Genomic DNA, 23311 nt, shown 5'->3' on the forward strand with positions numbered 1-23311 from the left:
TTGCAGTTGGTTGCTTTTTTGAAATGTTTCAGCAACTCTTATATCTTATCAACTGACTTAATTTCTGTCAACTGTTTTTTTCAAAAAGTTTTAAAAACTTTTTGAAATGATATTTCAGAAGTTCGCCGCTCATCAAGCAACTTCGTTAGTTTAACAGTCGTTGTAGCAACTGTCAACAACTTTTTTTAACTTTTTTCAAAGTTTGTTTTCTTAAGAATCTCGAAGAATCTCGTTCTCAAGGACAAGTAATAATATACCAACTTTGAAAGTTTAAGTCAACGAAAACTTATTGATTTAACAACATTTTTCACAACTCTAAACTATAGATTTGAAACGACGGAAAATCGTTCGTGATTTTTCTGAAATAGAACTTTTTAAAACTAGGTTAAATGAAATTTCGTTCGTTAATTTTTTGAAGCTGATTTTTAAGGAATCGTTAAAAAGGGGCTCTGAGTGTTTTCTTTAGCACTTTTTTGATACTATAGCTGTAGAAAGTACGGTAAATTTTTCTACTTAAATTTGTTTTACAAATCTTTTCTTCTATAGAAAGAACAAATTATTTTTAATACAGGAGGATTTTTTATGATGAAAATTTTAGTTGCTGATGATGACAAAGAGATTGTCGAGTTATTGAGCATTTATATTCACAATGAAGGTTACGAAGCGGTCAAAGCTTATGATGGTAAAGAAGCCCTGTCAAAAATCCGCACAAATCCCGATATTGAGTTAATGATTTTAGATATCATGATGCCCGAAAAAGACGGGATGCAAGTTGTCAAAGAGCTACGCAAGGAATCACAAATTCCGATTATTATGTTAACGGCTAAGACAACCGACATGGATAAAATTAAAGGATTAGTTGCAGGCGCTGACGATTACGTAACAAAACCATTCAATCCATTGGAAGTTATGGCCCGAGTAAAATCTCTTTTACGCCGAACAAAAATGCAAGTTACGCCAGATCAACCTGATATTCTAGAAGTAAATTCTTTAATCATTAATAAAGATTCCCATGAAGTGAAAACAATGGATGGTAAAGAGATACAACTAACAGCGTTGGAATTTGGTATTTTATATCTATTGGCTTCTCATCCAAATCGCGTCTTTAGTGCTGATGAAATCTTTGAACGCGTTTGGAAACAAGAAAGTGTTGTTTCAGCTAAAACCGTAATGGTCCACGTGAGTCACTTGCGAGATAAAATCGAAGAAGCCACTGGCGGCGAAAAAGTGATCCAAACAGTTTGGGGTGTTGGCTATAAGATCGATGCAAAATAAAAGCAGACAACGCAAAGTCGAAAAGAAAAAACGCATAACTTTGACATCAAAAGAAATCAGCGAACTTTTGGCTGAGGGAATTGTTACGATTATCTTACTACTATTAGTAAACGTAGCTGTTTTAGTAGTCTTAGCTTCGATTATTAAAAACTCCCCTTCTCTGGAAAACGCCATTTGGGATTCTAAAAATATTTTTGCCCACCGGCTTGATTCTGACTTTTTCTGGAATGGTCGAAATTTTATTTTGCCGCTATTTTTATTACTTGATGCTGGTGTCTTGTATTGGCGGCTGATTCGCCGTTATCGTCAGATGCAATTGCGGCATATTATCAGTGAACTTCACTATATCGCCAACGGAAATTACGATCATCGCATTCCCTTTGAATTAAGCGGCGATTTAAGTCGTGTCGTTTCCAGCATTAACGGTTTAGTCGATAGTACCGTTGCGGCTATTGAAGATGAGCGCAAAATTGAAAAGTCCAAAGACGAACTCATTACAAATGTCAGTCACGACATTCGCACGCCTTTAACTTCTATTATTGGGTATTTGGGGCTAATCGAAGATGGCCAATATCAATCAGAAGCTGATTTGCTAAAATACACCCACACAGCTTTTGTGAAAGCCAAACAGATGAAGTCTCTCGTAGATGATTTATTTGAGTACACAAAAGTACGTCAGCCTAGTGTGCCGATCAACGTTACTTCTTTTGATATGATTCAGCTGGTAGAACAATTGGCCGCAGATTTTGAATTGGAAGCCAAGAAAAAAAATATTACAATTGAAGTTTCTTCACCAAAAGAACAGCTGATTATGGATGGAGACACCGAAAAAATTGTGCGCGTTTTTAACAACTTGTTCACAAATGCTTTTAAATATGGCAAAGGTGCTACTAAAATCGTGATTGAAGTCGATCAAATTGGAACAGAAGCAGTTATTATTGTTAAAAATAATGGCGCGATGATTCCAAAACAAGCGTTAGACTCCTTGTTCGACCGTTTTTATCGTGTAGAAGAATCTCGTAATCAAGCTACTGGCGGAACTGGCTTGGGCCTTGCCATTACGCAAAGCATCGTTGCGCTACACGGCGGCTATATTTACGCTAAGAGTAATCCTAACTGGACTTCTTTTATTATTCACTTGCCGGTGAAAAGCAATGTCTCGCCAAAAGCGCGGAAATCTGATCACTATTTGTATCCAAAAGAGTAAGTTTATGCTGTTTTAACGTTTGACGGGTTAAACTTTTCTACGAAGATGCCAGTTGACGAAAATTCAAAAGTTGAGTATGCTAAAGCTAACTTGATAGAAAAACGAGAAAACCTAGTAAATGGTGTAACTTTAAAGAGAGCTGATGGTGGTGTGAATCAGCAGGCCAAACCGTTGAATCCAGTTTTTGTTTACGTACGCTTATGACAAATAAGCGCGGCTGACTGACGATACCAGTCAACAAGGGCAGCGTAAGCTGAACTTGGGTGGTACCGCGAACAAACTATTTCGTCCCAAGCAATTTGGGATGGAATAGTTTTTTTTATTTCTCCTGACGTGATAAAGTTCGCAGCTGTTATACGTTTAAAAAGTCTTATCGAAAAAAAATAAAGTGAGGGAAAATAATGTTAGATATCAAAATGATTCGCCAAAACATGACGATGGTAAAAGAAAAATTAGCAACAAGAGGTGTGCCCGCAGATGTCTTAGATGAATTTGTTAAATTAGATGAAGAACGCCGCACGCTTTTAGTCCAATCAGAAGAATTGAAAAAACAACGCAATGACGTTTCAGCAGAAATTGCCCAATTGAAACGCAATAAAGAAAATGCCGAAGAAAAAATCGCGGCCATGAAAACTGTCGGCGCAAAAATTAAAGAATACGATACTAAAATCGCGGCAATTGACGACGAATTAAAAACAATCGCGACAACCTTACCAAACTTGCCTAACGACTCTGTGCCAATCGGTAAAGATGAAGAAGATAACGTCGAAGTCCGTCGTTTTGGTACGCCACGAAACTTCGCTTTTGAACCAAAAGCCCACTGGGAAGTAGCCGAAGACTTAGAAATTTTAGATTTTGAACGGGGCGCAAAAGTTTCCGGTAGCCGTTTTGTTTACTATCGCGGTCTAGGCGCACGCTTAGAGCGGGCCTTGTATAACTTTATGCTGGATTTACACGTCTATGAACACGGCTATACTGAAATGATCCCACCTTACATCGTGAACAGCAATTCTATGTTTGGTACCGGTCAATTTCCGAAATTCAAAGAAGATGTCTTCCAGTTAGCGGACACTGACCTAACCTTGATTCCAACGGCTGAAGTGCCTTTAACAAACTATTATAATGGCGAAATTTTAGATGGTGCAGACTTGCCAATTTATTTCACTGCATTAAGCCCATCTTTTCGTTCTGAAGCTGGTAGTGCTGGTCGCGATACCCGCGGCTTAATCCGCCTGCACCAATTTAACAAAGTTGAAATGGTAAAATTCTCTGATGCCGAGCATTCTTATGAAGAATTGGAAAAAATGACCAATAACGCCGAAGAAATTTTACAAAAATTGGGCTTACCTTATCGCGTGGTGGCTTTATCTACGGGCGACATGGGCTTTTCTGCTGCTAAAACGTATGACTTAGAAGTCTGGATTCCAGCGCAAAATACGTATCGCGAAATCAGCTCATGTTCAAACTGTGAAGATTTCCAAGCTCGTCGCGCTATGATCCGCTATCGTGATGCAGAAGGCAAATTGCACTACGCCCACACTTTAAACGGATCTGGTTTAGCAGTTGGCCGCACTGTCGCTGCTATTTTGGAAAACTATCAAAATTCTGATGGCACCGTTACTATTCCCGAAGTTTTAGTCCCTTACATGGGTGGTTTACAAAAAATCGCCAAAGACTAATCCACTATTTAAAAGCACAGTTGGAAATTTTTCTTACCGAAAATTTTCAACTGTGCTTTTTTACTATCAGGAAAATATGAAATTTTTACATAAATAATTGCTTTGCAAACTAGCTTTAACACCCCTAGGTAAAAATGTTTTTGATTTGAGCAATAATTTCGAAATATTCTGGTCCCATTGCCCAAAAATTAAGGCAGACGGGCAGTTTTTTTACTTAAAATGCCAGGAGCGGTTTTTCTTTAAGAAATTTGAAAATGACGATAATGTAAGGCTTGCGCCAACCTTTTTGTGTTGAATGGATAGGCCAATAATGGTACAGTGAAAATAATCACGGACAATTAGGGAGTTACGCGTAAAATGGAAGAAAACAACAGTACCCGCAGCAGTCGGCACTCGCAAAAACCAAGTAACAACTTGGGTAAGAATATTTTTACCTTGCTTAGCATTTTATTAGTCGTCTTATTCGGCTTTTTCGCCTATACCTTTTATCAAATGAAACAAGCAGAGGCCAAAGCGCAAAAAGTTTTTGAAGAAAAAACGACTGCGCTCTTACAAGAAGTACAAGAAGAACGGAATCAAAGTGGGATTCCTAGCGAAAAAACAGAAAAAAAAGCGACTGATTTGGTGACGGTGACTTATCTACCTAAAGAAGACAAAGTTTTTTCTGCAGCAGATAGTAACAAAGAATTAACCGCCCTAACCATTAAAGCCAAAGAAAGTCTAAAAGATAAAAAAGGCCTGATTGTCGCAAAATTGGAAGTTAATCCTGTTAGCGATCAGTTAGATACTTACGAATTAGTCGCTGAGCCTTATGTGTGGCACAAGGATAAACAAAGTTTCACCAAAGGTAAACCAGTCAGCAACAAGCCCGCCTATATTGCCCATAAAACAGGCAAAGCTGTAACGGTTAAAGAGCTGATTCCAGAAGAAGGCGACCTACTTGGCATTCAACAAGTGATTCAACAAAAGATTTTCAATGAAGCAAAAGATAAAAAAGCGGTTATCGATAGTATTTTGGATTTACCCCGCGTTAATTATCAAAATAAAATTGAATTCACACCAGATGAATTAACCATCGACTTGGCAAAAAATAAAACCGGCGTTGATCAGGTTACGTTGGATTACAAAGATATTGCCGCCTATGTGAATACAGATTTTGTCAATCCAGAAAAAATCAAGGATGCCTTCCCGCAACTTGATCCAAAGAAAAAATACGTGGCCTTAACCTTTGACGATGGTCCTAATCCAGCCACAACGCCTAAAATATTAGATATTTTAAAAAATAAAAAAGCTAGCGCAACTTTCTTCATGCTGGGTAAAAATGTTAGTGACAACCAAGATATCGTCAAACGTGTTGTAGCCGATGGCCATGAAGTTGCCAGCCATTCTTACACCCATCCGGTCTTACCTAGTTTGTCAGATGCGGCTTTGAAAAAGGAAATTCGCGATACAGATAAAGCTATTTTTGAAGCTTGCGGTATCTTACCACGAAACCTGCGTCCGCCTTATGGTGCTGCAGATGAACGCGTGGCCCGCGTGGCTGGAAAACCCATCATCAACTGGGATGTTGACTCAGAAGATTGGAAATCCAAAAATGCCGGCATGATTCAAGGCCGCATCAAAGCCACTTTAACTGAAAATGCTATCGTCTTGATGCATGATATTCAACCCGCCACCGTTGAAGCATTACCTGGTGTAATCGACAACATGCGCCAACAAGGATTCGAGTTTGTGTCCGTTGATACACTCTTGAAAAAACAACAAAAACCAATGTACGTCTACTTCGGCGCCGAAGACTACCGCTTAGCTAAAGACCTATAGAAAAGTGGAACGAACGCGTCTAACTCTCAAGCAATAAGATGAAATTGTGATAAATTGTTTTTCAAATTTCTCACGATTTTAGCTTATTGCTGCCGAGAGTTCGTTCGTGAAACTAGACATGAAGAAAAGCTTTATGAACGCGCCCAGCTTCCAAGTATTAAGTCGGAAGTTTAATAAATTGCCATTACCAAAGAGCCAATTACTTCTCTCACCTTGCACTCTTCTTTCCATTAGGAAATGCCGAGTACTGCAAGGTGAGTTTTTTTGTATACATTGCGTGAACCAAATTATTAAGAAATTCTAAAGGGAGCAAAAAGAACTTACGAAGAAATTTTTCTCTTGATACGATAGCTAACGTTGCAATTGAAAAATAGCGTATTTACAGAAAATTTCTGTCATGCGCAAACTGAAAGGAAGTTTTGTATGCCCCAAACAAAAAAAGAAAGTTGGCTTTTCACCTGTAGTATGTGTCTATTCATGGTATTTGGCATGACGATTTATAATGTTGCTTTACATGGCGCATTATCTTTTGGTGCCGTTTTTGGCGGTTTCCCCTTTGCCTTTGTGATTGCTCTTATTTTAGATGTCTTTGTTGTAGCGAAACCGGCTAAAAAAATCGCCTTAAAATTACCTACTAATAAAGAAAAAATGTGGCAAGTCGGCATTTCCATTAGTGTCTGCATGATTTTAGGTATGGTTAGTTTTATGTCGTTATTTGGCATTGTCGTAGAATCTGGTTGGCACCAGCTAAGTTTGGCAACGTATCTGCATACCTGGTTATTTAATTTTGTGATGGCATTACCGTTACAACTATTAATTGTGCGTCCACTCGCTTTGACTATCTTAAGTGCCAGTCGCAAAATGACAGCCTCAGCTTAAGTCCTACCATTAATTTAAGTTATTATGAGCCACCCGTCTAAAAAATTTAGTCCCCAACAAGGCGACTAAAAATCAACTTTTTATCGCGATAAACGCTATTTTTTATCACGACAAAAAATACCCGAACCTGTTTTCTAGTTCGTCAAAAAGGTGACGACAAAAAACAGGTCCGGGTATTTTTAATATTTAATTTTAAAAGAAATTAGGATTCAACGGAGTAGTTTGGTGCTTCTTTTGTAATTTGAACATCATGTGGGTGAGATTCTTTCAAACCATTGCCACTCATTTGGACAAATTGTGCATCGTCACGGAGTTGTTTCAAATCAGCTGCGCCTACATACCCCATCCCTGATTTCAACCCACCAATCATTTGGAAGATGATATCAGACACGCTGCCTTTATAGGCCACACGACCTTCAATACCTTCTGGCACCAGTTTGTTGGCTTCATTGACACCGCTTTGGAAGTAGCGATCGCTAGAACCTTTTTCCATTGCGCCAAGCGAACCCATCCCACGATAAGTTTTGAAGCGACGACCTTGATAAATTTCAAATTCACCAGGAGATTCGTCCGTACCAGCTAACATGGAGCCGAGCATAACTGCATGACCGCCTGCGGCCAATGCTTTCACGATATCACCAGAATATTTGATCCCACCATCGGCAATAATTGCTTTGCCATATTGACGGGCAACAGAAGCAGCATCATAAATGGCTGTTAATTGGGGCACGCCAACACCGGCAACAACTCGTGTTGTACAAATTGAGCCTGGGCCAATCCCGACTTTTACAACATCGACGCCAGCATCATACAATGCTTTTGTTCCTTCAGCAGTTGCAACGTTACCGGCAATCAAAGTGGCTTGTGGAAATTTTGCCCGAATTTCAGCAATTTTACGTAGAACGCCGGCACTGTGGCCATGCGCTGTGTCGATTACAATGGCATCTGCTCCAGCGTCAAGTAACGCTTGCGCCCGTTCAAAAGTGTCGCTCGTTACGCCCACAGCAGCCGCAACTAACAGGCGACCGTGTTCGTCTTTTGCTGCATGAGGAAACTCGATTACTTTTTCAATGTCTTTGATGGTAATCAAGCCGCTTAAACGACCGTCTTCATCCACGATCGGTAATTTTTCAATTTTATGTTTTTGGAGGATATTTTCAGCATCTGCTAATTTGGTACCAACTGGGGCGGTAACAAGATTTTCTTTGGTCATCACATCGTCAATCTTAATGCTGTAATCTGTCACAAAACGCATATCGCGGTTGGTGATAATCCCAACTAATTTGCGATTTTCCATTGTTTCGACAATCGGCACACCACTAATGCGATATTTTGACATCAAATGTTCAGCATCTTGCACTAAATGATCAGGAGTTAAGAAAAATGGATCGATAATAACGCCAGATTCCGAACGTTTCACTTTGCGCACTTCATCAGCTTGCATCGCGATACTCATATTTTTATGAACAACACCTAAACCGCCTTGACGTGCCATGGCAATTGCCATTTTACTGTCGGTTACAGTATCCATGCTGGCAGAGATGATTGGAATATTTAAACGGATATTTTTCGCTAATTGAACATGCATATCCACTTCATTTGGTAGGACGTGACTTTCACCCGGAATTAATAAGACATCATCGAAAGTTAGACCTTTTTTAGCGAATTTCGTTTCCCAGTTAGACATTGTTAGTACCACTCCTCAGTTTTATTTTTATCTATGAAACTAACAGAAAATAAGCGACAAGTCAACAGCTGCAATTGTTTACGTAATATTCTGAAAATTCATCGTAACACCTTTAGGCAATGTTCGGAAATTACTTAAACAAAAAAACTGACCGGAATAATTTTTCCAGTCAGTTTTAGCGACGAATTAATTTTTGGGAATTGTAAGGGAACCTTCGATATTGTATTTTTTCTTCAAGTACCAGCGTAATGCAAAGACAGCGGCACCTAAAACCAATTGGATAAATGGATCCAACACAATATTGTATGGCAACATTGCGCTAACCGTAAAGACTAAAATCCATAAGAAGAATACAGGAACTAAAATTAACATTGTTTTCCATAATTTCGGCCGTTTGCTCTTATCTGCCCCTGGGCGTTCGTATTGGTAAATGTATTTATACATTAAGTAAAATGCATAACCCCCAAATAATGAGGCAATAATCAATGTCAATAAGCCGTAAGTTTGTTGTCCGCTATTTTTCGTGAACAGGCGCATTAAGCCTAACATTACCGCAAACAAACCAAAGATGAACATCGCATTATCTGCCCACATTAAAAGTGGTTTGGTTTCTTTTTTAGGTTCTGGCTTGGCCAAAATAGCTTCTGTCCGTTCTGAAACCGTCCCAAATAATTGGCGCGCGGTTTTCCCGCCTTTTTGTTCTTTGACTAAAACCGGCAGAATTTCATTTAAAGCTGTTGCCATTTCTGCTTCGGATAAATTCGCTGCTTCTAAAGATTTCTTCAAATCAAAAATATATTGTTGGTTACGTTTGGTCAATTGCGGTTCTAATTCGCGATTTTGTGCAACCATTGCGCGTAGTGCTTCTGCATCCATGAATGACTTCCTCCTGAACTTCTTTTACAAAGGGCATTTTAACATATTGCAGCCAAGATGACACCGTTTTTTTAAACGTTAAAACGGAATAACATGACATCGCCATCTTGTACGACGTAATCTTTGCCCTCCAAACGAACCCGACCAGCTTCTTTAGCCGCGTGCATATTGCCGTATTTATCCAAATCTTCAAACGAAACTGTTTCCGCCCGAATAAAGCCCCGTTCAAAATCGGTGTGGATAATTCCCGCTGCTTGTGGCGCTTTAATTCCTTTGCGGAAGGTCCACGCCCGCACTTCTTGTTCACCGGCAGTAAAGTAAGTTGCTAAACCTAATAAATCATACGCTGCACGAATCAATTGATCCAAACCAGATTCTTCAATTCCAAGCGCTTCTAAAAATTCAGCTTTATCTTCATCGTCCAATTCAGCAATTTCTTCTTCTGCACGGGCACAGACAACGATTACTTCTGCATTTTCTGTTGCCGCAAAATTCCGGACTTCTTGTACATAGTGGTTATCATCGGCATTGGCTACATCGTCTTCTGAAACATTGGCCACATATAAAACAGGTTTTGTTGTTAATAAGAATAAACTTTTCACGATTTTTTGTTCATCATCGGAAAATTCAATGCTACGAGCAGATTGGCCTTCTTCTAAAACTGGTTTGATTTTATCCAACACCGCTAATTCCGCTACGGCATCTTTGTCTTTTGTCTTCGCGATTTTAGCAATGCGAGTGTATCGTTTATTAATCGATTCTAAGTCGGCTAAAACAAGCTCTAAATTAATCGTGTCGATATCTTCTAATGGATCAACCCGACCTTCAACGTGGGTGATATTGTCATCGTCAAAACAACGCACAACGTGACAAATCGCATCTACTTGGCGAATGTGGCTTAAAAATTGATTCCCTAAACCTTCCCCTTTGCTGGCGCCTTTTACAATACCGGCAATATCAGTAAATTCAAAAGTTGTCGGCACCGTTTTTTTCGGATGCACAAGTTCTGTCAACCGTTGTAAGCGCCAATCTGGCACTTCAACCATTCCCACATTTGGATCAATTGTTGCAAAAGGATAGTTTGCAGCCTCTGCACCTGCTTTTGTGATTGCATTAAATAAAGTTGATTTCCCAACGTTGGGTAACCCAACGATTCCGGCAGTTAAAGCCATTTTCTTCACTCTTTCTTTTTTTAATTATAAAGTTGAATGAGCTTGTTTGAAAAAGGAGTAATAAGACAGAAAACGAAAAAGCTGTTCTCTAGCTTTGTAGTTTTCTTGCCTTGGTAAGCCTTGGAAACGAACTCGCTACGACAATAAGTTGAAATTTTGAGAAATTTGAAAAGCAATTTATCAAAATTCCACCTTATTGCTTGAGAGTTAAACACGTTTACAAAGCTCTCATGTCTTATTACCGACTTTTCTAGCTCATGAAACTGGATTATTTTTCGGGCGCTTTTTCCAGTATTTTTTTCATTTTCTTCTCAAAATCGCGGCGGGTCATCATGACGATGTGGCCACAATTGGTACACTTAATTTTAATGTCAGCACCCATCCGAATAATTTCCCAGCGGTTGGCTTGGCAAGCATGGGGCTTTTTCATTTCCACGATGTCACCTAAATCGTACATTTGAATCCTCCTCGTTTTAATAAAAATTTGGTTTTAACGATAGCTTAGGCCTCGTCAAAGCGAATATCTAAAATATCCAAAATACGGGTCAAATCTTTTTGCGATAAATATTCAATCTCGATTTTTCCTTTGCCGTCTTTTTCTAAAATTTCCACATTCGTACCGAATTTATCCATTAAACGGTCTTCGCCTTCTCGCAAGTAGTAAGGTTTTTCTTTGACCACGCGGGGCGGTGTTTTTTTCTCAACTTTTTTCTCGTTTAACGTATTTACCAACTGTTCTAACTGACGGACGGTCAAGTTTTCCTTCACACAGCGATTGGCTAATTTTAAAATTTGGCTTTTATCTTTTAGCCCCAATAACGTCCGCGCTTGCCCCATTGAGAGGCGGTCATCTTGTACCATTTCTTTAACCAGTTTCGGTAATGTCAACAATCGCAGATAATTGGCGATATACGGACGGCTTTTACCTAAACGTTCCGCTACTTCCGCTTGCGTTAATTTCAAGTTTTTCATTAGCATCTCATAGGCTTCCGCTTCTTCCAGCGGATTTAAATCTTCCCGTTGCAAGTTTTCCAAAACGGCCACTTGCATCATGGATTCTTCGTCAAAATCTCGAATAATTGCGGGAATTGTTTCTCTTTGCGCTAATTTTGAAGCGCGAAAACGACGCTCACCGGCAATAATTTCATAGCCTTTTACTGCCGATTTGCGGACAATAATCGGTTGGAACACACCGGAACGTTCGATAGACGCGGCTAATTCTTGTAAAGAAGACTCATCAAATGTTTTGCGCGGTTGGTAAGGATTTGGGCGCAATTCACTTAAAGGAATATCGACAACTTCCTCGGTTTTTACATCTACTTCTTCTAAATCTTGCAAGTCCTGAAACAAAGCGTCAATGCCCCGACCTAAACCTTTTCCTTTATTTTTCACGGGTCAACACTTCCTTTGCTAGTGCTTGATAAACTTCGGCACCTTTTGAACTTGGATCGTAGTCAATAATCGATAAACCATGACTTGGTGCTTCTGAAAGCCGCACATTGCGGGGGATAATTGTGTCATAAACTTTTTCTTGGAAATAGCGGCGCACTTCTTCCACTACCTCAGCTCCAAGATTGGTTCTGGCGTCATACATCGTTAATAAGACCCCTTCGATTTCCAAACCAGGATTGAAATGTTTTTGCACCAAACGCACGGTGTTTAGTAATTGGCTCAAGCCTTCTAAAGCGTAATATTCGCACTGCACCGGAATCAAAATCGAATCACTCGCCGTAAAGGCGTTGATCGTCAAATGTCCCAATGACGGCGGACAATCGATGAAAATAAAATCGTAATCATCTTTGATTTCTTCTAGTGCTGATTTTAGCCGTGATTCACGGGCCATCATGGAAGTTAATTCAATTTCAGCACCTGCCAACTGAATCGTTGCTGGCACAATGTCCATATTTTCCCGTGAACTTGGTAAAATTGCTTCTTTAATCGGTTCTTCATTCACTAAAACATCGTAAATATCTTTGGCTACATCTGGCTTGCGAATGCCCATACCGCTGGTGGCATTACCTTGGGCATCAATATCGACTAACAATACTTTTTTACCAATAAAAGCCAAACAAGCTCCTAAATTGACGGTTGTGGTCGTCTTGCCGACGCCACCTTTTTGATTTGCCACAGAAATAATTCGTGCCATTCTCTTGTCTCCTTTAATAAAAGTTGAAACGGCTTGTTAAAAAAAGAAGGAATAAGTCGGAAAAATTAGAAAGTCGCTTTCTGACTTTTTCATTTTTTTGCTTATTACCGGCTTTTTTGGCCGTTGAAACTAGATACAATAAATGTTGAATGAGCTTGATCGGAAAATGAGGGACAAGAACAAAATAGACGGCTGACGTTTTTTGTCAGTTGGTTATTTTTGCTTGTCTCCGATTTTTCCAGCTCATGAAACTAGATACCATAAATGTTGAAACGGCTTGTTAAAAAAGAAGGAATAAGTCGGAAAAATTAGAAAGTCGCTTTCTGACTTTTTCATTTTTTTGCTTATTACCTGATTTTTTAGCCGTTGAAACTAGATACAATAAAAGTTGAATGAGCTTGATCGGAAAATGAGGGACAAGAACAAAATAGACGGCTGACGCTTTTTGTCAGTTGGTTATTTTTGCTTGTCTCCGATTTTTCCAGCTCATGAAACTAGATACAATAAAAGTTGAAACGGCTTGTTAAAAAAGAAGGAATAAGTCGGAAAAATTGGAAAGTCGCTTTCTGACTTTTTCATTTTTTTGCTTATTACCGGCTTTTTTAGCCGTTTAAAGATAAAAAGCTATCCAAAATAAAACAATTTTGTTATCGTTTTACCGCTATTTTAACGGCTGCTTATTGGGCGTGCCGGGTTTGCGGGGGTATTTTTTGGGCGTTTCTTTTTTCTTTTGGATCACCAAAATGTGTCGCGTATCACCATTGGGCAAAGCAAGCTCTTTATCTTCAATGAACTTGCCACCAAGTGTCGCAATCGCGTTTTTAGCTTCTGCTAATTCTTCCTCTGATTTTGCCGCTTTTAAAGCAAAGAAAAAGCCGTCTTTTTTCACCAAAGGCAGACACAATTCCGCTAAAACATTCAGACGTGCCACTGCTCGAGCCGTGACATAATCAAATTGGGCACGAAATTGTGGGTTTTGCGCGAAAGTTTCGGCGCGATCGTGATAAAAATCAACCCCCGTCAAATTCAAACTTTGTGCTAAATGATTTAAAAAGGTAATTCGTTTATTGAGAGAATCGACGATAGCGACTTTTAACCCAGGAAAAGCAATCTTCAGCGGAATGCTGGGAAATCCCGCTCCTGCGCCAACATCACAAATAGCAGCCTCTGCTTTTAAATCCACTGCCACACCAAGTAAAATCGAATCGTAAAAATGCTTCAAGTAAACTTCTTTTTTTTCAGTAATCGCCGTTAAATTCATTTTTTCATTCCACTCGACTAACAGCTCGTAATATTTTTCAAACTGTTGCATTTGAGTAGAACTTAATTCAATGCCTTTTTGGGCCAACTGCTGCTGAAATTCTTCTGGTAACATGGCCTTTTCCTTTCTTTTTTGTGAAACAAATTTTTGTTTCACGCTTTCTCTACTTTAACGCAAATGGAGGTTTTTCGCAATGGGAGGAATTGAATTTTAAAGGCTTGTTTAAGGTAAAAAAAGAACCTAGGGTAAAAAGTCGCAATCACTTTTGCCCTAGGTTCTTTGCTTCATAGATTCAGGATGAAAAAACATTTGCAGCTACAAATGCAATTTTCATTCTTTATTCCCCACTAATAAATTTATTGCATTTATTACACGGAACTTTCTATTCACTTTTTTACATTTCCAGCTTTTTTGCGCTCAATAGTTTCTTTAAACCAATAAAATGAATCTTTTTTATATCTGTCCATCTTTCCATTGCCAGCATCATCCAAATCAACATAGATAAACCCGTAACGTTTACTCATTTCACCCGTTGAAGCACTTACTAGATCAATTGGTCCCCAGACTAAGTAACCAAAACATTCTACGTTGTCTTCTTTCATTGCCTTTTCAACAGCATCTATATGTTTAGTGAGGTAATCCATTCTATATTGATCATGAATTGTCTTATCTTCACCAAGCGTATCAATAGCCCCAAGTCCATTTTCAGTGATAATGAGCGGGAGTGAATACTTACGGTATAGATAGTTCATGGTATAGCGAATACCGACTGAATCAATTCCCCAGCCCCATTTTGACTGCGCAAGATATGGATTTGGCATGCCACCAAAAATTGATTTTCCTTCACCAGCTTCTAATTTTGGAGCCGAAACACTAGACATATAGTAATTTAAGCCGATAAAGTCAATTCTACCCATTTTAAAATCTTGTTTATCTTCTTCTGAGATAAATATTTCTATTCCTTTTTTCTTATATTCTTGGAGTTTATATCTTGGAAATGCTCCATTACACATTGCATCAATTTGATAGTAGTCCTCTTCATTTTCTAAATATGCTTTCAACACATTTTCGGGATCACAATTCACAGGATAGATAGGGTTTAATCCAAAAACGCAGCCAACAACATTATCCACGTTTATTTCATGTGCTAGTCTAACTGCCTTTACACTTGCTAAACACATGTGATAGCCGATCATTGCAAGTTCTTCATCAGGATTTTGCATTTCACTGTACTTCAAACCTGCCACAAGATACGTAAAAATATCCGCCTCTTGTGTTTCTGGCACAAGGTGGTTTGTTTCATTAAAGGTTACCCAATATTTTACCTTTCCATCAAAATGTCGCATAACTGTTTCACAATAATGTAAGTAGAACTCCACTAGTTGACGATTCGCCCAAGATCCATAAGCGTGAACTAAATGAATCGGCATCTCAAAATGATACAACGTTACAATGGGTTCGATTTTATTTTCAATAAGCGTATCAATTACCCGCTCATAATAGTCTAAACCAGTTTGATTAGGTAACGTTTCGTCTCCTTTTGGAAAAATACGAGACCAATCAATTGAAATCCGTAACGCAGTAAATCCCATTTCTTTAAACAAAGCAATATCTTCTTGATAGCGGTTATAAAAATCAATCCCTTTATGAGATGGATATTCTTTATCACTCAGAATAGTTGAAGTAATTTCTCGGGCGCTTTGTTTTGAACCTTTCGTAACAAAATCCATAATTGCAGGCCCTTTGTCGCCTGCTTGCCATGATCCTTCACATTGATGGGCGGCAATACTACCTCCCCACAAAAAATTAGTCGCCATTTTTTCCCCTCTTTACATAATAATATTTAATAAAACGCCATCTTCAAATTGACTTGATTTAGAGGCGGGGATAACATCTAGATAATCATGTGAATTAGTAATCACGACAATAACTGTTGGATCAAAACCGGCAGCTACTATTTTATCTACATCAAAACTGCCTAACAGTTGCCCTTTTTTAACCGAGTCGCCTTGTGCTACATTACTTTCAAAATATTTACCATCTAAATTGACAGTATCAATACCGATATGAATTAATATTTCCATTCCATCTTTTCCTTTGATACCATAAGCATGTTTTGTTGGAAATAAAACTGTAATCTCTCCGTCGACTGGTGAAAACACATCAACTTTTCCGCTTGCTGGTTCAATTCCAATACCTTTACCTAAAGCCCCAGAAGCAAATGCTTGATCATTTACTTCATTCAATGGAATAACTGTTCCCTCTGCAATCCGGGAAATAGACATCTGTTTAAGCGATGCTGGATTACTCACTGCAACTTCATTATTTTCAATATTTTTTTCCGTTAATTCTGATTCTTGAGGAATTCCAACACCATAAGCAACCGCAGTAGCTACACCAAAGGACACAATAACGCTAATCATCATCCAGACAAAATTGTGCATGCCACCAGCAAGATAAGTTGGTAATGAAGTCAGTCCCCAAACCATTCCCATCGTTTTTACACCCGCTAATCCTGCAATCGTCCCTCCAATGCCACCACCAATAACTACGGCTAAAAATGGTCGACGATATTTCATAAATACACCAAAAACAGCTGGTTCGGTTACACCCATCAAAGCACTAAAGCCAACTGTGCCAAAAGTTTGTTTTTCTTTACTTCCTTTTACTGCTCTTAAAAAGTACCCTACCATAGCCCCACAAACAGCAATATCTGAAATGGTTGAAGCAACACTGAAAATTGGATCATAACCTAATTGCGCTAAGAAATTTAAAACAACTGGATAAACAAAATTTGCGGCGCCTAACACAATCAAAAACGGTTGTGCTGCAGAATAAAGTGCTACAACACTCCAATTGCCAATTGTATTCATTAAAAGATTAAAGAATGCGTTCAATCCATCTCCAATCCATGTTCCAATCGGACCGAATACTACTAAAACAACCGGTAGTGTAATTACTAAAGAAAGTGCAGGTACAAGAAAATATTGCAAACTTTTAGGAATAAGTTTTCCCAAATACTTAATTACCAGGCCTAAAAACCACACACCTAACATGATTGGAATAAACGTATTTGCATAACCAATAGCTGGTAAATTGTAACCAAAAATCGCCAAATTTTCTGCGCCATCAATATTTGATGATAATAATGTTACAGCTAAAACAATGGCCAAATAAGGATTGATTTTCGCTCGTTTAGCTGCTGAAGCCGCGATTAGTACCGGTAAAAAATGAAAGACCGATCCTCTTAATGTATCAAATATCATGTAAGTCGGACTTTCAGCAGAAACTACACCTGTCAATGATAAAATTGCCATAAACCCAGCAATAATACCAGCAGCCATTAGGACCTCCAAAATTGATGTCATTGTTTCAGAAATTGCTGCTAAAATTGACTGCACAAATCCCTTAAGATTTTTAGGATGAGCTGAAGCTACCATCGTTGTTTTATCTTCACCTATCATTTCCATCAATTCGTTATAAACTTCGGTTACGTGGGTCCCAATAATAATTTGATAAGCGACTTCGTTAGATACAACATCTACGACTCCGTCAATATTTTTAATTTCCTCTGTTTTCGCAATATCGCGATTATTTAAGTTAAAACGCAAACGCGTCATACAGTGCGCTACAGATTTAATATTCTCCTTACCACCTATTAATTCTAAAATTTGTGTATTTAGATCTTGATAACTCATTTTTCTTCCTCCAATCGTTCCGTTACTCGCCTTATATGCAAAATTAAATACGTTTCCTCATCGATGCTTATCTGAGAATCAAACTGGGACTGAATGTATACTTTTATCTTTTGAACTGCTTTAAAAGCTGCTGGATACAATTGACTTACTTGTTGATAAAGTCCAAGCGTATCTTTTCCTTCGTTATGCAATTCTCCTTTCATCACACGTTGGATAAAATATTGTAAATGATTTGTGAACCTCAAAAAGTTTGTTGAATTTTCGTCTAATTTAACGTGGAAATTTTTCTCAATAATCGAAATAATATCGCCCAAAATTTGCATTTCACTAACTTTGTCTTGTTTTGCAATTTTACTTTCTTCCATGTTTACAAAATGTAAACTGATCGATACCGCTTCGTCATCGGGTAACTGAATCCCTTTTTGTTCTTCAATCATGCGTAACGCCCTAATTCCTACTTGAAAATGTTTGGGGTAAAATCTTTTTACATCCCAAATTAATGGGCTTTTGATATATTGTTTCTTTTCTACACGCTTAATTAAAAATTCCAAATGATCCAAAAGAGTTAGGCTAAGATAATCACTCGCCTGAAATTGTAATTCTTTTTCTGCATAGGAAATAATGTTATTGATCAAAATAATGTCGTTAGGATCTGAGTGTGATAATAAATAGCTAAAATGATCTAACATATCAAAGGAATCAAGAATATACATTTTCTCAACTTCTTCATCACGCACTAGCTGTCCTTTTTGCTTTTTAAATCCGATGCCTTTAGAAACTACAAAAATTTCATGTCCCCCTCTTTTAACTAAAGCAACATTGTTGTTTAAAATTTGTTTGATTCTCATTTTTTCCTCCTTTCCAGAAAAAAGAACCCAAGAATTACAAAATACATAAAGTATCTCGTAATTCTTGAGTTCTGCCTGATTATATTCAGTAACATACTCATAACTATAACTACAGCGCTATAGTTTGATTCTCTTTTCTATTTCTACAATAACAATATACTTTATCAAAAAGCACTTGTCAACGTTTTCATCAGTATTTCAATACAGTTTACTCTTTAAAATCTCTTTTATAAAAAAACAAACAATACATATATTATAGTTATTTTATATAGTTTGTGCCAGTTTTTCATCCACTGCTAAAATAATTTTCCCCTTGGCGCGCCCAGAAGCTAAATTATCGACGGCTTTTTGAATTTCGGCTAGGGAAATAACGCTGTCGATGATTGGTTGTAATTGTTTTGCTTCAATTAGTTTGGTTAATGCAGCTAGTTGGTTGCCGTCTGGCCGCATAAATAAAAAGTCATAGGACACATCAGTTTTTTTGGCTAATTTGGTAATGGGATAACTGGCAATCCCTAAAGCCATTTGCTTCCATAAGGGGAGATTATAATTTTTAGCAAAAGCATAATTAGGCGTACCCGACAAGGTCACGACTTTACCGCCAGGCTTCACGATTTTAAAAGCATCCTTTAAAATATCGCCCCCCATGGTATCGAAAACAAAATCGTAGTCTTTTAATTTTTCGGCAAAGTTTTCACTACGATAATCAATTACCTCATCTGCACCAAGACTTTTTACGAGAGTTCGATTTTTTTCACTCGTTGTTGTAGCAACGTATGCGCCGGCAAGCTTTGCCAATTGAATGGCAAGTGTTCCAATCCCGCCAGAACCTGCTTGAATTAAAATTTTGTCTTGCGGTTTAATTTTCATCACTTCATGTAGGGCTTGATAGCTGGTTAAAGCAACTAAAGGAATACTGCTGGCTTTGGCAAATGTCAGATTTTTGGGTTTTAAGGCGACATCTTTCACATCTACAGCTATATACTCCGCAAAAGTTCCGATGCGATTTTTTTGCACCCGACCATAAACAGCATCGCCAACCTGAAATTTTTTTACTTGTTCCCCTCGCGCCACCACAATACCAGCAAAGTCGCTGCCTAAAGTTAACGGCATTTTATAATGAAGGAGCAACTTCATTTTGCCGTCTTTTGTTTTTAAATCAATCGGATTAATACTAGCGGCAATGACTTTTACAAGTAAGTCCTTCTTGCCAATTCTAGGTACTGGCTGCTTTTTTAAACCAATTTTTTCACCGTAATTTTCAATTTGTGCTGCAATCATTGTATCTTTCATCATTTATCCTCACACGTCGTTTATTAGTTTAAACTTTTAAACCATTTAAAACTGACAATAGCCTAACGCAGAAATTTTTTATCGTCAAGAATTTGAAACGCACCTAAAATTCACCGAGCAGTTTTTGGCAGATACCCCTTAATCTGCGTTATTTTCTCCCTTTTCCTAAGTTAAAAAAATTGACTTTTTTTTAAGCCTTTGGTTTAATGGTTTAAAAATATCGACCAAAGGAGTTTGCTCATGTCCCCTGATTTAACAAATTTGAAACAAGAATTTACCGAAGTCAGCGATTTTTTAATCGCATTGGGCGATGAAAAACGCCAAGCAATTATTATTGCTTTGCTGCAAGATAAAGCTTGTGAGGGATTGCGGGTGAATGATTTGACTACGGCCACTAATTTATCACGACCGGCAGTCTCCCATCACTTAAAAATTTTAAAGCAAGCTAACTTAATTGATTATCGCCAAGAAGGAACCAAAAATTACTATTACTTATCCCACGACACAACGGAAATTGATAAATTACAAGCATTGCTAAGTCACGTCAGTCAAATTATTGAAAAGGCGGGAAGAAAATGAAAGTATTGATTGTATTAACGAACACAACCCATTATGGTGACACAGAAGATGCCACTGGCTTATGGTTAGGTGAGGCCACTGAATTTGCAGCCGAATTGCAAAAACACGGCATTTCTTATGATTACGTCAGTCCCAATGGCGGATATGTCCCCATTGATCCCCGCAGCATGAAATATACGAATGAAGAAATCATGGACTTTTATAATACAACCGACTTTAAACAGCGGGCGCTAGCAAATTCCCTGCCACTGGAAGTTGTCGACCCCAAAAATTATGATGCGATTTATTTCACCGGTGGTCATGGTGTGATGTGGGATTTTCCTAACAATGATACCCTGCACAAACTTGCCTTAGATATTTACAAACAAGGTGGTTATATAACTTCTGTCTGCCATGGTGTCGCCGGACTTTTGAATTTACAAGATGATGCAGGCAACTATTTAATTACAGACAAAAAAATCACCGGTTTTACCACCAGTGAAGAAATTTTAGCCGGCAAAAAAAGCGTCGTGCCCTTTTTAAATGAACACGTCGCCAAAGAACGCGGGGCGCATTTTCAAAAGAGGCGGCCCTATAGCGAATTTGCCCTCCAAGATGGACAATTTATTACCGGACAAAATCCTTTTTCTGTTAAAGCCGTGGCGAAACTTTTGCTTGAAAATTTTAAGAATTAAAGAGTTAAAATTACCTCACCAAAAAAATGAGTCCCTATTGTAGCAACCGCAAAATTAGCTTTCGGCTAATTTATCAGGTCTGCTCAAATAGCGGACTCACTTTTTTTAATCTTTTCCTGCTGCTAAAATACTTTCCAGTAAGGATAAAACACGGCGAACTTCACTGTTTTTTACAATTGGGGCGGCATTATGCACAACAACATCGTAAAAATTCGCATAAAAACTTGGATAAGGGGATTCTACTTTAGGAAAAGCCAATTTTTCTGTGGCCTCCTCTTGTGGTGGTGCCATCGTTTTGGTTAAGCCCACACCGGCTTGAATGGGTTTTGGCGCAGCGATTTCCTGTTGTGTACGCCTTATAATCTCACCATTTAACGCCCAGTCAGAGATTTTCGCGGTTCCATTTAAACCTTTGACATACCAGCGCGGCAAGGTGACATAGTTTGTCGTTCCGACTTCAATGATCACTTTAACGCCATTTTCAAACGTCAAATAACTATGAAACCCGTCATCCACCTCATCGCCTAAAATGTAACTTAAGTCGGTGTGAATATATTTAATTGGACTGTCAATTAAAAAAAGTAGTTGATCAAATAAATGAACGCCCCAATCTAAGAGCATACCACCACCATGTTTTTTCAAATGACGCCAGTCGCCGGGAATACCGTTTGCTCCTTGAACCCTTGATTCAATTTGGAATAAATCTCCCAGTGGTTTTTCTTGATAGAGTTTGCGAATTAATAAAAAATCTGGGTCCCAGCGTCTGTTTTGGTGGACCATGAAGACTTTTTCGACACTTTCTGCCACCGCTAAAATTTCATCTAATTCTGCTGTATTCATCGCCACTGGCTTTTCACAAACGACGTGTTTTCCTGCCTTTAAAGCCGCAATCGCCAAGTCTTTGTGACTGTCGTTAGGCGTTGCGATTAAAACTGCCTCGATTTTTTCATCTGCTAAGAGCTCCTGTAAACTCCCATAAGCAAAAAAACCGTCTGCTTTTGCTGCTTCATTGCGTTCGGGTAATAGATCGTAAACACCTTTTATCGCCACAAGTTCTTGTGATTGCGGCATGATGGTCGTGGCGTGGTAAGAACCCATTCCGCCATACCCAATAATGGCAAATTGTAATTGTTTCATTTTTGCACTCACTTTCTTTTGACGTCTTTTTACCACAACAACGTCTTATTTTGTCCGCCTTTTTTTCCTAGTAATCCGCATTGTAATTTACGCCCACCACATATCAGTTGGTGTATCGCAAATCATGACCGAGCGTAAATTCGTGACTGCCCGTTGTAAGCCCTCATCAATTGACATCAACGGATCTTCATGCTCAATGCTCAATACGTAGTCATAACCTTGCAAACGCAAAGCAGAAACAATATCAGACCAAACTTTCAAGTCGTGACCACAACCAACAGAACGGAAATTCCACGAACGAGTTTTAACATTGCCGTATGGCTGCATATCCGTTAAGCCGTACATATTAATATTATCTTGATCTAAAAATGTATCTTTGGCATGGAAATGGTGAATAGCACCCGCGTTGCCTAAAATTTTGATTGCCGCGACTGGATCAATGCCTTGCCACCATAAATGGCTGGGATCTAAATTACAGCCGATTGCTTTGCCCGTTGCTTCCCGCAAACGCAACATCGTGTAAGGGGTATGGGCTAAGAAACCACCGTGTAATTCAATCCCAATTTTCACGCCAGCACTTTCAGCGACAGTATTAATTTCTTGCCAGTAAGGAATTAACTTTTGCTCCCATTGATAGTTATAGCTGTCGCTATATTCTGTTGGCCACGGTAAAACCGGCCAGTTTACTTGCGTATCCGTTGCATTCCCGCCGGCAACACCAGAAAAACCATTGACCACTGGTACGTTCATTAACTGAGCTAATTTAATGGTTTTTTGTAAAAGTTCGTCCGCTTCTTTTGCCACTTGCGCCACTGGTGAAATTGGATTGTGGTGGCAGCTTAAAGCCGAAATGCTCAGTCCTTTATCGGCTAATTTAGCCAAATATTCTTTGCGACTATCTGAGGAGGCTAATAATTGCTCAATATCTAAATGGGCAGAGCCCGGTGATCCCCCGGTGCCGATTTCCACTGTTTCCAAGCCATAGCTGGCGACTTTTTCAATCATTTCGTCAAAGTTTAAATTATTAAATAAGGGGGTAAAAACGCCTAATTTCATTGTGATCATCCTTTCGGTTTGTA

At 38.6% G+C, this 23311-nt stretch carries 21 protein-coding genes; 8 read left to right on the plus strand and 13 right to left on the minus strand.

What is annotated here, in order from left to right; translation table 11 throughout:
- Window positions 1-585 precede the first annotated feature (585 nt).
- The 6 genes from JZO76_RS03950 (at window position 586) to JZO76_RS03975 (ending at window position 6861) form a co-directional block, all read left to right on the plus strand.
- The gene (locus JZO76_RS03950; RefSeq protein WP_206903056.1) at window positions 586-1275 is read left to right on the plus strand and encodes a response regulator transcription factor; all 690 of its coding nucleotides are present in this window, start codon (window positions 586-588) and stop codon (window positions 1273-1275) included.
- Window positions 1265-2482, plus strand: coding sequence for a sensor histidine kinase (locus tag JZO76_RS03955; RefSeq protein ID WP_206902888.1), 1218 nt, complete (start codon window positions 1265-1267; stop codon window positions 2480-2482). Before JZO76_RS03950 ends, JZO76_RS03955 begins: the two co-directional genes overlap by 11 nt.
- A 45-nt stretch (window positions 2483-2527) precedes the next feature.
- Window positions 2528-2686, plus strand: a complete 159-nt coding sequence (locus tag JZO76_RS03960; protein WP_206902889.1) for a hypothetical protein — start codon at window positions 2528-2530, stop codon at window positions 2684-2686.
- A 197-nt stretch (window positions 2687-2883) separates the two neighbouring features.
- Window positions 2884-4161, plus strand: a complete 1278-nt coding sequence (gene serS, locus JZO76_RS03965) for a serine--tRNA ligase (protein ID WP_206902890.1) — start codon at window positions 2884-2886, stop codon at window positions 4159-4161.
- A 357-nt stretch (window positions 4162-4518) separates the two neighbouring features.
- A complete protein-coding gene (locus tag JZO76_RS03970) occupies window positions 4519-5982 on the plus strand; it encodes a polysaccharide deacetylase family protein (RefSeq protein ID WP_206902891.1) in 1464 nt (487 codons plus the stop codon).
- A gap of 423 nt (window positions 5983-6405) precedes the next feature.
- Complete coding sequence (locus tag JZO76_RS03975; protein ID WP_206902892.1) at window positions 6406-6861, plus strand: DUF2798 domain-containing protein; 456 nt, start codon at window positions 6406-6408, stop codon at window positions 6859-6861.
- A gap of 202 nt (window positions 6862-7063) precedes the next feature.
- Here the strand turns inward: JZO76_RS03975 and guaB are convergent, their stop codons facing one another.
- The 11 genes from guaB to JZO76_RS04030 form a co-directional block, all read right to left on the minus strand.
- Complete coding sequence (gene guaB, locus JZO76_RS03980; protein ID WP_206902893.1) at window positions 7064-8548, minus strand: IMP dehydrogenase; 1485 nt, start codon at window positions 8546-8548, stop codon at window positions 7064-7066.
- Window positions 8549-8734: 186 nt separating this feature from the next.
- Window positions 8735-9424 (minus strand): DUF1129 domain-containing protein, encoded by a 690-nt coding sequence (locus tag JZO76_RS03985; RefSeq protein ID WP_206902894.1) that lies wholly within the window; start codon window positions 9422-9424, stop codon window positions 8735-8737.
- Window positions 9425-9495: 71 nt separating this feature from the next.
- Window positions 9496-10596, minus strand: coding sequence for a redox-regulated ATPase YchF (gene ychF / locus JZO76_RS03990; protein WP_206903057.1), 1101 nt, complete (start codon window positions 10594-10596; stop codon window positions 9496-9498).
- Between the two features lie 268 nt (window positions 10597-10864).
- Window positions 10865-11053 (minus strand): DUF951 domain-containing protein, encoded by a 189-nt coding sequence (locus tag JZO76_RS03995; protein ID WP_071865595.1) that lies wholly within the window; start codon window positions 11051-11053, stop codon window positions 10865-10867.
- Between the two features lie 44 nt (window positions 11054-11097).
- Window positions 11098-11988 (minus strand): ParB/RepB/Spo0J family partition protein, encoded by an 891-nt coding sequence (locus JZO76_RS04000; RefSeq protein ID WP_206902895.1) that lies wholly within the window; start codon window positions 11986-11988, stop codon window positions 11098-11100.
- On the minus strand, window positions 11978-12742 hold the full coding sequence (locus JZO76_RS04005) for a ParA family protein (protein WP_206902896.1): 765 nt from the start codon (window positions 12740-12742) through the stop codon (window positions 11978-11980). The genes JZO76_RS04000 and JZO76_RS04005 overlap by 11 nt, the downstream gene beginning before the upstream one ends.
- A gap of 661 nt (window positions 12743-13403) precedes the next feature.
- Entirely contained in the window at window positions 13404-14117 is a 714-nt protein-coding gene (rsmG, locus tag JZO76_RS04010) for a 16S rRNA (guanine(527)-N(7))-methyltransferase RsmG (RefSeq protein ID WP_206903058.1), read from the minus strand.
- Window positions 14118-14389: 272 nt separating this feature from the next.
- Window positions 14390-15820 (minus strand): glycoside hydrolase family 1 protein, encoded by a 1431-nt coding sequence (locus tag JZO76_RS04015; protein WP_206902897.1) that lies wholly within the window; start codon window positions 15818-15820, stop codon window positions 14390-14392.
- Between the two features lie 12 nt (window positions 15821-15832).
- Window positions 15833-17701 carry a beta-glucoside-specific PTS transporter subunit IIABC gene (locus tag JZO76_RS04020; RefSeq protein ID WP_206902898.1) on the minus strand — a complete coding sequence of 623 codons (1869 nt, stop codon included), beginning with the start codon at window positions 17699-17701 and terminating at the stop codon, window positions 15833-15835.
- Window positions 17698-18549: a PRD domain-containing protein gene (locus tag JZO76_RS04025; protein WP_206902899.1), complete on the minus strand. Its 852-nt coding sequence runs from the start codon at window positions 18547-18549 to the stop codon at window positions 17698-17700. The genes JZO76_RS04020 and JZO76_RS04025 overlap by 4 nt, the downstream gene beginning before the upstream one ends.
- 264 nt (window positions 18550-18813) lie before the next feature.
- On the minus strand, window positions 18814-19830 hold the full coding sequence (locus tag JZO76_RS04030) for an NADP-dependent oxidoreductase (RefSeq protein ID WP_206903059.1): 1017 nt from the start codon (window positions 19828-19830) through the stop codon (window positions 18814-18816).
- Between the two features lie 252 nt (window positions 19831-20082).
- Here JZO76_RS04030 and JZO76_RS04035 point away from each other — a divergent pair, with 252 nt between their 5' ends.
- On the plus strand, window positions 20083-20421 hold the full coding sequence (locus JZO76_RS04035; RefSeq protein ID WP_206902900.1) for an ArsR/SmtB family transcription factor: 339 nt from the start codon (window positions 20083-20085) through the stop codon (window positions 20419-20421).
- Complete coding sequence (locus JZO76_RS04040; RefSeq protein ID WP_206902901.1) at window positions 20418-21095, plus strand: type 1 glutamine amidotransferase domain-containing protein; 678 nt, start codon at window positions 20418-20420, stop codon at window positions 21093-21095. Before JZO76_RS04035 ends, JZO76_RS04040 begins: the two co-directional genes overlap by 4 nt.
- Window positions 21096-21200: 105 nt before the next feature.
- Here the strand turns inward: JZO76_RS04040 and JZO76_RS04045 are convergent, their stop codons facing one another.
- Complete coding sequence (locus JZO76_RS04045) at window positions 21201-22232, minus strand: Gfo/Idh/MocA family protein (protein WP_206902902.1); 1032 nt, start codon at window positions 22230-22232, stop codon at window positions 21201-21203.
- Between the two features lie 87 nt (window positions 22233-22319).
- Window positions 22320-23288, minus strand: coding sequence for a sugar phosphate isomerase/epimerase family protein (locus JZO76_RS04050; RefSeq protein WP_206902903.1), 969 nt, complete (start codon window positions 23286-23288; stop codon window positions 22320-22322).
- Window positions 23289-23311: the final 23 nt, after the last annotated feature.

This window comes from Candidatus Enterococcus myersii (assembly GCF_017316025.1).
In the GTDB taxonomy this organism is placed as follows: domain Bacteria; phylum Bacillota; class Bacilli; order Lactobacillales; family Enterococcaceae; genus Enterococcus_C; species Enterococcus_C montenegrensis.